Genomic DNA, 10,447 nt, shown 5'->3' on the forward strand with positions numbered 1-10,447 from the left:
GCTGGAACTGATCCGCGCGGCCTCGCCCGACACCGAGTCCATCGCCGCGCGCCGCGACGCCTGATACCGATCGCATCGATCCATGGCGCTCATGCGCGCCAACCCTTCCCGTTGTCATCCCGGGCGAAGCGCAGCGAAGACCCGGGATCCAGGGGCCGTGCGCACCGCCCCTGGGTCCCGGACAGCCTCTGCGAGGCTTCCGGGATGACAACCATTTGGGTGGCGGATCACATGGCGGCGTTCCGACAATGCTCCTGATGACAGCCGGCGTTTTCCGCGCCATTCCATCCCGACCCTGAGTCCGCCTCCCCCAGGAGCCTCCCCGTGCAAACGCCCTACGTCGCCGCCCCGAACCGTTATGACGCCATGCCCTACCGCCGTTGCGGCCGCAGCGGGCTGGACCTGCCGGCCATCTCGCTGGGCCTGTGGCAGAACTTCGGGGGGACCGACGTGTTCGAGACCGGCCGGGCCATCCTGCGCCGCGCCTTCGACCTGGGCATCACCCACTTCGACCTGGCCAACAACTACGGCCCGCCCTACGGCTCGGCCGAGGAGAACTTCGGCCGGGTGATGGCCGCCGACTTCGCGGCCCATCGCGACGAGCTGATCGTCTCCACCAAGGCCGGCTGGGACATGTGGCCCGGCCCGTACGGCAAGATCGGCGGCTCGCGGAAGTACCTGATCGCCAGCTGCGACCAGAGCCTCAAGCGCATGGGCCTGGACTATGTCGACATCTTCTACTCGCACCGCGTCGACCCGACGACGCCGCTGGAAGAGACCATGGGGGCCCTGGCTCAGCTGCACCGCCAGGGCAAGGCGCTGTATGTCGGCGTCTCCTCGTACTCGCCCGAGCTGACCCGCCAGGCCCACGCCATCCTCAAGGCCGAGGGCGTGCCGCTGCTGATCCACCAGCCGTCCTATTCGATGCTCAACCGCTGGATCGAGGGCGACCTGCTGGACACCCTGGAAGACCTCGGCGTCGGCTGCATCGCCTTCTCGCCGCTGGCCCAGGGCATGCTGACCAACAAGTACCTCGGCGGCGTGCCCGGGGATTCCCGCGCCGCCCGCGAGGGCTCGCTGGGCGGCCACATGCTGAGCGCCGACAACCTGGCCCGCATCCAGGCCCTGGACGCCCTGGCCAAGGCCCGTGGCCAGAGCCTGGCGCAGATGGCCCTGGCCTGGGTGCTGCGCGACCCGCGCGTCACCTCGGCCCTGATCGGCGCCCGCACCGTGGCCCAGTTGGAGGACTCCCTGGCGGCGCTGAACACGCGGGGCTTCACCGCCGAGGAACTGGCCCAGATCGACCGCCACGCGACCGAGGGCGCGGTCGATCTGTGGAAAATCTCGTCGGATCTTTCATCGCCCGACTTGCCTAACGGTTGAGATATCTTTGCTACTCTCGTCTATCGACATAAGGTCGATGCATGGACGCGAGGGCTTAGGGTGGACCAGGGTGCTGACGGGCTTGATCGGCTGACGCCCCGAGAACGCGACTGCCTGCGCCTCGTCGACGAGCATCTCAGTTCCAAGGAGATCGCGCGCCGGCTGGGCCTGTCCAAGCACACCGTGGACTGGCATCTCGACAAGGCGCGGCGCCGACTGGGCGTCGCCGACCGCTACGAGGCCGCGCGCCTGGTTTCGCCGCGGATTCGCGCCGTCGCCTCCCCGGCGGCGGCGGCCCCCCCTCCGATCGGATCAGGGTCCGACACGGCCCGGCTGGCGCCGGGTTCCTCCTCCCCGCCAACTGCGCGGGTCGAGGAAGGAAAAGCCCGTGAACATACTTTCGGATTTCCAGAAGGACGCGATCGTCCGGGCCCTGAGCCTGCGCGAGGAGGTCCAGATGTTCCAACAGATCTGGCCGACGCCGAACGCGCGGGACGAGACCGTTCCGGCCTTCACCTGGGCGGAACTGGAGCGCCAGCTCTCGAGCCTGGCGGTCACGCAGAGCAGCGCGCTGATGGCCCCGGACCTGGTCAGCGCGACGCGGAAACAGGCCGCCTTCAAGCCGCCGGAGATGGTGCTGCGCGAGATTCTCTGCGTGGCCGGCGCCCTGATGGACGAGACCTTTCTCCGCGATCCGGCGAGGGCGGGCGCGCCTTCGGGACCTGGGGAGGCGCCAATGACCTGAGCGTCCCCCAACGTCTGGGCGTCATCGCCGCCGTGATGATCGCGACCGCCTTCGCGTTCGGATCTCTCCTGGCGGGACTGCACGCCCTGCGCGGCCTCTTCTAGGGACGCGGCCATGCCTCGTCTCCGCCCCTCCAAACCCTCAGCACGCGCCGACCCGGCGCGAGGAAACCGCCATGCTCCAGGAACGCCGCACCGCCGCGAACGCCGTGGCCGAGGCCCTATTCGCCGCCGAGAAGGCCATCGACGCCGCCATCGCCACCACCGCCGCCCTGACCAACCTGATGCCCACCTCCCGCGAGGCCGCCCACCTGTCGGTGATGGTCGGTCAGGACGCCCTGGTGAGCGCGATCGAGACCATGCGGGCCCTGGGCCAGGCGCGGCAGAACATCGTCGACACCCACAAGAACCTCAGCCAGGCCCAGCACGACATCGGGCTTTCGGCCCTCTCCTTCGGCGGCGGCGGCAAGAAGCCGGCGCCCTCCCTGATCGGCAGCCTCCAGGTCGTGCCGGCCCCGCGCGAAGCCGCCTGACCCCCATCTCGGCCTTCAGGTCTTGGCGCCACGGGCCCGGTCGCGTTCCCCCACGCACGATCGGGCCCGTGTATCTCATGCGTCGTCGCCCCAGGGCGCCGGCGCTGGAACGGGACCCATGTACGTTCAGACGCTAGATCAATGCGTCAGCCTGGCGGCCCTGCTCGTGTGCTGCGGTCTGGCCCTCTGGCGCGGCGGCGGCCCCGAGCGGATCGCCGGCCTGGCGATGATCCTCGCCTGGTTCGCCACCCCTCTGGTGCAGAACGCCAGCCAGGTGTTCGGCCCGCAGAGCGGCGTGTTCGTCGTCGACGTCCTGCTGCTGCTGGTCCTGCTGGTCCTGGCCCTGGTCTGCGACCGCTGGTGGCCGATGGCGGCGACCGGCTTTCAGGCCGTCGTGACCTTGACCCACCTGGCCGCCGCGCTCGATACGCAGATCGCGCCCCGCGCCTACTATGTCGCCGGAAGCCTGCTCAGCTACCTGACCATGGGCGCCTTGTTCCTCGGCGCCCGAAACGCCGCGCGCCGGACGAAGGCGTCGCCGGGGTCTGGCGGGCGACGCCTTACCATCATTTAATCCGGCGAACCGCGTTTCTCGGCTAGAACGCGGGGACTGTTCAAATCGGAGCTGAGGTCGTCGTGTATCAACGGATCAATAAACGCGGCCTGCGTTCGACTGCGTTGCCGTTGGTGCTTTGCATCGGCGCGCTGGGGCTGGCCGCCTGCGATCACGGCGACAAGGCCAAGGCCACGGCGGTCAAGCCGAAACTCACGGCCAGCCAGACCGTCGGCGTCGCCGTCGTCGTCACCCAGTCCCTGCCCCGCATGATCAACGCCTCGGGCACCGTCACGCCGTGGGAAGAGGTGCCGGTCGGCGCCGAGACCGGCGGGCTGACCGCCGTGGCGGTCAACGCCGAGGAAGGCCAGATCGTCCGCCAGGGCCAGATCCTGGTGGCGCTGAACGACACCATGCTGCGCGCCCAGCTGCACCAGCAGGAAGCCGCCGTGGCCAGCGCCCGCGCCACCCTGGCCGAGGCCCAGGCCGCCCTGGGCCGGTCGCGCGAACTGCAGCAGAAGGGCTATCTGTCCCAGGCCTCGCTCGACACCGCCACCGCCCGCCAGCAGACGGCCGCCGCCCAGCTGGCCTCCGCCGACGCCTCGCGCAACGAGACGATCGCCCGCCTGGGCCAGGCCGCCATCCGCGCCCCGGTCTCGGGCCTGATCAGCCGTCGCAGCGTCACCAAGGGCCAGATCGTCTCGGCCGGGACCGAGCTGTTCCGCATCGTCCGCGACGGCCGCCTGGAGCTGGACGCCGAAATTCCCGAGTCCGACCTGCTGGCCGTCCAGGCCGGCATGACGGCCAAGGTCACCTCCGACCAGGTCGGCGAGACCACCGGCTCGGTTCGCATCGTCACCTCCGAGGTCAACACCCAGACCCGGGTCGGCCTGGCGCGCATCAGCCTGGCGCCCGGCAGCGGTTTCCGCAGCGGCATGTTCGCCCGCGCCCAGATCGCGGCGGGCGTGCGGCCTTCCCCGACCATTCCGACGGCCGCCATCCTCTACCGCCAGAACCAGCCGGGCGTGTTCGTGGTCGGCGCCAACAACCACGCCCAGTTCCGGCGCGTCGACATCCTGGCCCGCAACGCCGACCGCACCGCCGTGGGCGGCCTGAACCCCGGCGAGCGGGTGGTGGTCGAGGGCGCCGGGTTCCTGGGCGACAACGACGCGGTGACCATCGCCGCCTCGTCCGCCGCCCGCGCGGCCGGCCAGCGCTAGGGAACGGCGATGGAAAACCCCAACCCCAATCCCAACAACATCTCGCGCTGGGCGATCAAGAACCCGATCCCCGTCCTGCTGCTGTTCGTGCTGCTGACCATCGCCGGCATCTCCGGCTTCACCAGCATGCGGATCAACGACAATCCCGACGTCGACCTGCCGCTGGTGGTGGTCAACGCCTCGCGCCCCGGCGCCGCGCCCACCGAGCTGGAAACCCAGGTCACGCGGCTGATCGAGGACTCGATCGCCGGCCTGGGCCAGGTGCGCCACATCAACTCGACGGTCGGCGACGGCTTCTCCTCGACCTTCATCGAGTTCGAGCTGGGCGTCGACCACGAGCGGGTCACCAACGACGTCCGCAACGCCATGGCCAATCTGCAGAGCTCCCTGCCCCAGGACATGCAGATCCCCAACGTCACGCGCATCGACATCTCGGGCAATCCGCTGATCACCTACGTGGTCCAGGCACCGACCCTGACGCCCGAACAGCGCAGTTGGTTCGTCGACAACGACGTCAGCCGGGCCCTGCTGGCCATCAAGGGCATCGGCGAGGTCAACCGCCGCGGCGGCGTCAGCCGCGAGATCCAGGTGGCCCTCGACCCCGACCGCCTGGCGGCCCGCGGCGTCACCGCCGCCGAGGTCAGCCAGGCCCTGCAATTGGCCAACGCCGACCTGCCCGGCGGCCGGGTGACCGTCTCGGGTTCCGAGCGCGCCATCCGCACCCTGGGCGCGGCCAACACCGTCGATCAGTTGCGCGAGACCCGCGTCCAGCTGAACAACGGCGAGACCGTGCGCCTGGGCGACCTGGGCGAGGTCACCGACCACTGGGCCGAGCCGCGCAACCAGGCGCGCTTCAACAACCAGGAAGTCGTGACCTTCAACATGGTCCGCTCGCGCGGCGCTTCCGAGGTCAAGGTCGCCCAGAAGGTCCGCCAGGAGGTCGAAAAGCTCGACAAGGCCCATCCCGAGCTGAAGATCGTCGAGCTGACCTCGAACGTGAAATACATCGAGGACAGCTACTACGCCTCGCTGGAGGCGCTGGGCCTGGGCGCGCTGCTGGCCGTGCTGGTGGTGCTGCTGTTCCTGCGCGACTGGCGGGCCACCTTCCTGGCCGCCGTGGCGATCCCGCTGTCCCTGCTGCCGACCTTCGCGGTGATGGCCCCGCTGGGCCAGTCGCTGAACGGCGTCACCCTGCTGGCCCTGTCGCTGACGGTCGGGATCCTGGTCGACGACGCCATCGTCGAGATCGAGAACATCGTCCGGCACATGCGCGGCGGCAAGTCGCCCTACAACGCGGCCATGGAGGCCGCCGACGAGATCGGCCTGGCGGTCGTGGCCACCACCTTCACCATCGTGGCGGTGTTCGCCCCCGTCGGCTTCATGCCGGGCATCATCGGCCAATTCTTCAAGGCCTTCGCCCTGGCGGCCTGCGTCTCGGTGCTGTTCTCGCTGGTGGTCGCCCGCATGCTGACGCCGCTGATGGGCGCCTACATGCTCAAGGCCCACCACAAGCCGGACAAGGACCCGCCGTGGATGGGTCCCTATCTCAAGAGCCTGAACTGGGCCCTGGGCCACAAGATCATCGTGGCCCTGCTGGCCATCCCGATGCTGGTCGGCACCGGTTTCCTGGCCACGCGCCTGCCGTTCGAGTTCCAGCCGGCGGCCGACCGCGGCCGTGCGCCGTTCAGCATCGAACTGCCCCCCGGGGCGACGCTGAACGAGACCGACGCCATCGCCCAGCGCATGACCCGCGAACTCCTGGCCCGTCCGGAAGTCAAAGGGGTCTACGCCTCGGTCGGCAGCGACGGGGTCAACAAGGCCGAGCTGACCGCCGACCTCGTTCCCAAGGGCGAACGGATGAGCCAGCGCGACTTCAGCCGCCAGATGGTCGACAACTTCAAGGCCATCCCCGGCGCGCGCATCGGGGCCGGCAGCAACAACGGCGGCGGCCCCAGCGACGGCTCCAGCTACACGCTGCGGCTGGTCGGCGACAACGGTCCGCAGCTGGAAGCGGCGGCGCGCGCCGTCGAGGCCCAGATGCGCGGCGTCCATGGCCTGGCCAACGTAGTCAACACCGCGGCCATCGCCCGGCCCGAGATCATCGTCTCGCCCAAGCCCGACCAGGCGGCCCGGGCCGGCGTCTCGGCCGGGGCCATCTCGCAGGCCGTGCGCGTCGCCACCATTGGCGACATCGACCAGTCGCTGCCCAAGTACAATCTGGGCGACCGCCAGGTGCCGATCCGTCTGCGCCTGACCGACGACGCCCGCGAGGACATGTCGGTGCTGGAGACGCTCAAGGTGCCGTCCAGCCACGGCGGCGCGGTGCCGCTGAACGCGGTGGCCGACGTCCGCTACGGCGCCGGCCCCTCGCAGATCTCGCGCCAGGACCGCTCGCGGGTGGCCGAGATCACCGCCGAGCTCGACGGCATCGTGGTCGGCGAGGCCAGCAAGCGCGTCCACGCCCTGTCGTCGGTCAAGACCCTGCCGACCGGGGTCAAGGAAGTGGCGGCCGGCGACGCCGAGTTCATCCAGGAGATGGTCACCGGCTTCGCCGCCGCGCTCGTGACCGGCATCCTGCTGATGTACGTCGTGCTGGTGCTGCTGTTCCGCAGCTTCGCCCACCCGGTGACCATCATGGCTGCCCTGCCCCTGGCGATCGGCGGCGCCTTCGGCCTGCTGGTTCTGGTCAAGAGCAGCTTCTCGATGTCGACCCTGATCGGCATCCTGATGCTGCTGGGCATCGCGGCCAAGAACTCGATCCTGCTGGTCGAGTACGCGATCATGGCCATGAAGGGCGGCATGACCCGCAAGGAGGCCCTGCTCGATGCGGCCCACAAGCGGGCCCGACCGATCATCATGACCACGGTGGCCATGGCCGCGGGCATGGCGCCGGTGGCGCTCGGCTTCGGGGCCGACGTCGAGTTCCGGGCCCCGATGGCCATCGCGGTGATCGGCGGCCTGATCACCTCGACCTTCCTGTCCCTGCTCTACATCCCGGTGGTGTTCGTGTTCATGGACATGCTGAAGAACTGGTCGTCCAAGATCATGGACAAGCTGTTCAAGCACCAGCACGCCGCGCCCAGCCACGTGCAGCCGCAGCCCCAACCGCAGCCGATCTTCGACGGCGGCGGCGGCGGTGGCGGCCGGGAGCTCTAACCCCCTATCCGCCACCCACAACCACCGTCATTCCGGGCCTCGTGCCCGGGATGACGGGTGAAGGGGGAATGGTCGGGATCCAAGGTCCGGCCTCAGAGCCGCGCCATGATCCCTTCGATCATCAGCGCCTTGGCGACGCTGTCCTCGCCGAGGCGGCGCGCGATGTCGCGCACGCCCGGGGGATAGGCGTCACCGCCGCGGGCGATTTCGTCGGCGACCTGCTGGGTCTGGATCAGGTTGGCCCGGAGGGCGTCGATGTGCTCCCCGGCCAGGCGCTTGGCCTCCGCCTGAAGTTGACCCACCCGCTGGCTCAGGCTGGCGCCCGTCGCCGTCTCGGCCCGTTGGCCCGCCGTAATCACGCGAAGAGATGCTGACATCGTCGTACTTCCAATCCGCGCCGTGAATCCTCACGGCCATGGTGGTCTTCTTGCCGGACGACGGCTGAACGCGTCGTGAGACCTCGGTTAGTCGCCGTTCAGAAACCGGCCCGAAATACGCCACGAATGGCGCCGTTCTCCTCCTTCCACGGCCACTTTCCCCTTGTCCCTTCCGCGCGCATCGGGTCTCGATCCTCCGTGACCGGCGCGACTCGCCGGCAGGGCCGACAACACGATGCATTCCGACCTCGACACCGACACCGCCGCCGCCAGGGCGCTCTTCCAGTCGCTGGAGGGCATGGAGGGGCTGTCGCGGGCCGAGCCCAAGCCGGCCACGGCCAAGGCGCGGTTCCCCGGCCAGGCGGCGCTGATCAAGCTGTATCCCGGCGTGCTGGTGGCGGTGACCATCGCCCTGGCCGCCTCATGGCTGTCGCAGCACTACGGCGCGCCGGTGATGCTGTTCGCCCTGCTGTTCGGCATGACCTTCCACTTCCTGCACCAGGAAGGCCGCTGCATCCCGGGCATCGAGTTCTCGTCCAAGGCTATCCTGCGGTTCGGCGTCGCCCTGCTGGGGGCGCGGATCACCGCCAGCCAGATCCTCGGTCTGGGCCTGACGCCGATCGTCACCGTCGTTGTCGCCATCGGCTCGACCATCGCCCTGGGCGCCGTGCTGTCCAGGCGCATGGGCCTGCGCGGGAGCTTCGGGGTGCTGTCGGGCGGGGCGGTCGGCATCTGCGGCGCCTCGGCGGCCCTGGCCATCGCCTCGGTGCTGCCGCGCACCAAGGACAGCGAGCGCGACACCATCCTGGCGGTGGTCACCGTCACCGCCCTGTCGACCATCGCCATGATCACCTATCCGCTGATCACCGCCGCCCTCGGCCTGGACCACACCCGGGCGGGGATCTTCCTGGGCGGCACCATCCACGACGTCGCCCAGGTGGTGGGGGCCGGCTACATGATCTCGCCGCACACCGGCGACGTGGCCACCTATGTGAAGCTGTTGCGGGTGACCATGCTGCTGCCGGTGGTGTTCGCCATCGCCTTCGTCGTGGCCCGGATGGGCCCCGGAGCCAGCGGCGGCGCCAAGCCGACCGTGCCGCTGTTCCTGGTCGGCTTCGCGGCCCTGGTGATCATCAACAGCCTGGGCTGGCTGGCCAAGCCGGTCACCGACGCGGCCAGCGAGGTCTCGCGCTGGTGCCTGGTCACCGCCATCGCCGGCCTGGGCATGAAGACCTCGTTCAAGGACCTGGTCACCGCCGGCTGGCGGCCGGTGGTGCTGATGGTGGTCGAGACGGTGTGGATCGCCGGCGTGGTGCTGGTGGCGGTGGAGTTCTTCACCTAGCCCCCGCATAAACGCCCTAGCTGCGCGCCAGCGTCGTCCTCGCCCGCAACGCCTGGGCCACGAACGGCGCCAGGCGCTCGCCGATGACCTTGGCCCCCGCCGCGTTGGGGTGGATGCCGTCGCCCTGCATCAGCGCCCGCCGCCCGCCCACCCCGGCCAGGATGTTGGGATAGAGCGGCGCCCCGAACTCCCGCGACAGAGCCGGATAGAGGGCGTTGAACTCGCGCGCATAGGACGCCCCGATCAGCGGCGGCGCGCCGACCCCGACCAGCATGACGTTGATCCGGCGGGCCTTCAGCTTCCGCAGGATGGCCGCCAGGTTGGCCTTGGTCACCCGCGGCTCGATCCCCTGCAGCAGGTCGTTGCCGCCCAGGGCCACCAGGCACAGGGCGGTCTCGGGCGCGACGCTGAAATCGACCCGGGCCAGGCCGCCGCCGCTGGTGTCGCCCGACACCCCGGCCGCGCGGACGGTGGCCGCGACGCCCTGACGGGCCAGCGCCGCCTGCAACTGGGCGGGCATGGCGTCGCGGGCTGGCAGGCCCAGGCCGGCGGTGATCGAGTCGCCCAGCACCGTGACCACCCGGTCCTGCGGCGCCGCAGCGATCTGCGACGCGGCGGCCAGGCCGAGCAGGGTCTGCCGGCGAGTGAGAAAACGCGGTGCGGTGACGCTCATCTCTTCCTATGTAGTCCTGCGTTCGCCCGGACAATGGGCGGGGATTCAGGAAGTTTCATGACCACCGCCGCCACGCCCCATCTTCCGGTCCTATCTCTCGAAAACGTGACCTTGACCCTGCCCTCGGCGGCGGGGCCGGTGAATATCCTGCGCGGCGTCGATCTGGTGGTGACACCCGGCGAGCGGCTGGCGGTGATCGGGCCGTCGGGCTCGGGCAAGTCGTCGCTGATGGCGGTCGGGGCCGGGCTGGAGCAGCCGACCTCCGGCGCGGTGCGATTGTTCGACCAGGACCTGGCCCGGCTGGACGAGGACGGCCGGGCCCGCCTGCGCCGCGGCCGCGCGGCCCTGGTCTTCCAGGCCTTCCACCTGCTGCCCAACATGACCGCCGAGGAGAACGTCGCCACCCCGCTGGAGATCGCCGGCGCCCGGGACGCCCTGCCCACCGCCCGCCAGTGGCTGGGCCGCG

Annotated in this window: 10 protein-coding genes and 1 pseudogene; 9 read left to right on the plus strand and 2 right to left on the minus strand. The window is 70.0% G+C overall.

The genetic code is table 11. The features are described from left to right. The first annotated feature begins 324 nt into the window (after positions 1-324). The 7 genes and pseudogenes from mgrA (at position 325) to PMI01_RS02285 (ending at position 7,589) form a co-directional block, all read left to right on the plus strand. Positions 325-1,383 carry an L-glyceraldehyde 3-phosphate reductase gene (mgrA, locus tag PMI01_RS02260; RefSeq protein WP_007662458.1) on the plus strand — a complete coding sequence of 353 codons (1,059 nt, stop codon included), beginning with the start codon at positions 325-327 and terminating at the stop codon, positions 1,381-1,383. Positions 1,384-1,443: 60 nt separating this feature from the next. Further along, a pseudogene (locus PMI01_RS27705) lies at positions 1,444-1,623 on the plus strand (helix-turn-helix transcriptional regulator); the annotation flags it as partial. 148 nt (positions 1,624-1,771) lie between these two features. Continuing rightward, positions 1,772-2,128, plus strand: a complete 357-nt coding sequence (locus tag PMI01_RS27710; protein ID WP_007662459.1) for a hypothetical protein — start codon at positions 1,772-1,774, stop codon at positions 2,126-2,128. Between the two features lie 175 nt (positions 2,129-2,303). After that, positions 2,304-2,660 carry a hypothetical protein gene (locus PMI01_RS02270; RefSeq protein ID WP_007662461.1) on the plus strand — a complete coding sequence of 119 codons (357 nt, stop codon included), beginning with the start codon at positions 2,304-2,306 and terminating at the stop codon, positions 2,658-2,660. 118 nt (positions 2,661-2,778) lie between these two features. After that, the gene (locus PMI01_RS02275) at positions 2,779-3,234 is read left to right on the plus strand and encodes a hypothetical protein (RefSeq protein WP_007662462.1); all 456 of its coding nucleotides are present in this window, start codon (positions 2,779-2,781) and stop codon (positions 3,232-3,234) included. 113 nt (positions 3,235-3,347) lie between these two features. Beyond that, positions 3,348-4,433, plus strand: a complete 1,086-nt coding sequence (locus tag PMI01_RS02280; RefSeq protein ID WP_238536988.1) for an efflux RND transporter periplasmic adaptor subunit — start codon at positions 3,348-3,350, stop codon at positions 4,431-4,433. A gap of 9 nt (positions 4,434-4,442) precedes the next feature. Next, the gene (locus tag PMI01_RS02285; protein WP_007662464.1) at positions 4,443-7,589 is read left to right on the plus strand and encodes an efflux RND transporter permease subunit; all 3,147 of its coding nucleotides are present in this window, start codon (positions 4,443-4,445) and stop codon (positions 7,587-7,589) included. 92 nt (positions 7,590-7,681) lie between these two features. On the opposite strand, the gene PMI01_RS02290 is transcribed toward PMI01_RS02285, so the two are convergent. Beyond that, positions 7,682-7,966: a hypothetical protein gene (locus PMI01_RS02290; protein ID WP_007662466.1), complete on the minus strand. Its 285-nt coding sequence runs from the start codon at positions 7,964-7,966 to the stop codon at positions 7,682-7,684. Positions 7,967-8,201: 235 nt separating this feature from the next. On the opposite strand from PMI01_RS02290, the gene PMI01_RS02295 reads away from it, so the two are divergent. Then, on the plus strand, positions 8,202-9,308 hold the full coding sequence (locus PMI01_RS02295; protein WP_007662468.1) for a YeiH family protein: 1,107 nt from the start codon (positions 8,202-8,204) through the stop codon (positions 9,306-9,308). Between the two features lie 16 nt (positions 9,309-9,324). On the opposite strand, the gene PMI01_RS02300 is transcribed toward PMI01_RS02295, so the two are convergent. Further along, positions 9,325-9,981, minus strand: a complete 657-nt coding sequence (locus tag PMI01_RS02300; protein WP_007662470.1) for an arylesterase — start codon at positions 9,979-9,981, stop codon at positions 9,325-9,327. A 57-nt stretch (positions 9,982-10,038) separates the two neighbouring features. Between PMI01_RS02300 and PMI01_RS02305 the strand changes: the two genes are divergently transcribed. Then, on the plus strand, positions 10,039-10,447 hold a 409-nt coding region (locus PMI01_RS02305; RefSeq protein ID WP_007662472.1), incomplete at its 3' end, for an ATP-binding cassette domain-containing protein.

This window comes from Caulobacter sp. AP07, from assembly GCF_000281955.1.
Taxonomy (GTDB): domain Bacteria; phylum Pseudomonadota; class Alphaproteobacteria; order Caulobacterales; family Caulobacteraceae; genus Caulobacter.

Bases quoted from the DNA above. Each gene is read 5' to 3' on its own strand.
- PMI01_RS02270 (WP_007662461.1), top strand. From the start codon at position 2,304: ATGCTCCAGGAACGCCGCACCGCCGCGAACGCCGTGGCCGAGGCCCTA.
- PMI01_RS02275 (WP_007662462.1), top strand. From the start codon at position 2,779: ATGTACGTTCAGACGCTAGATCAATGCGTCAGCCTGGCGGCCCTGCTC.
- PMI01_RS02285 (WP_007662464.1), top strand. From the start codon at position 4,443: ATGGAAAACCCCAACCCCAATCCCAACAACATCTCGCGCTGGGCGATC.
- PMI01_RS02290 (WP_007662466.1), bottom strand. From the start codon at position 7,966: ATGTCAGCATCTCTTCGCGTGATTACGGCGGGCCAACGGGCCGAGACG.
- PMI01_RS02295 (WP_007662468.1), top strand. From the start codon at position 8,202: ATGCATTCCGACCTCGACACCGACACCGCCGCCGCCAGGGCGCTCTTC.
- PMI01_RS02300 (WP_007662470.1), bottom strand. From the start codon at position 9,981: ATGAGCGTCACCGCACCGCGTTTTCTCACTCGCCGGCAGACCCTGCTC.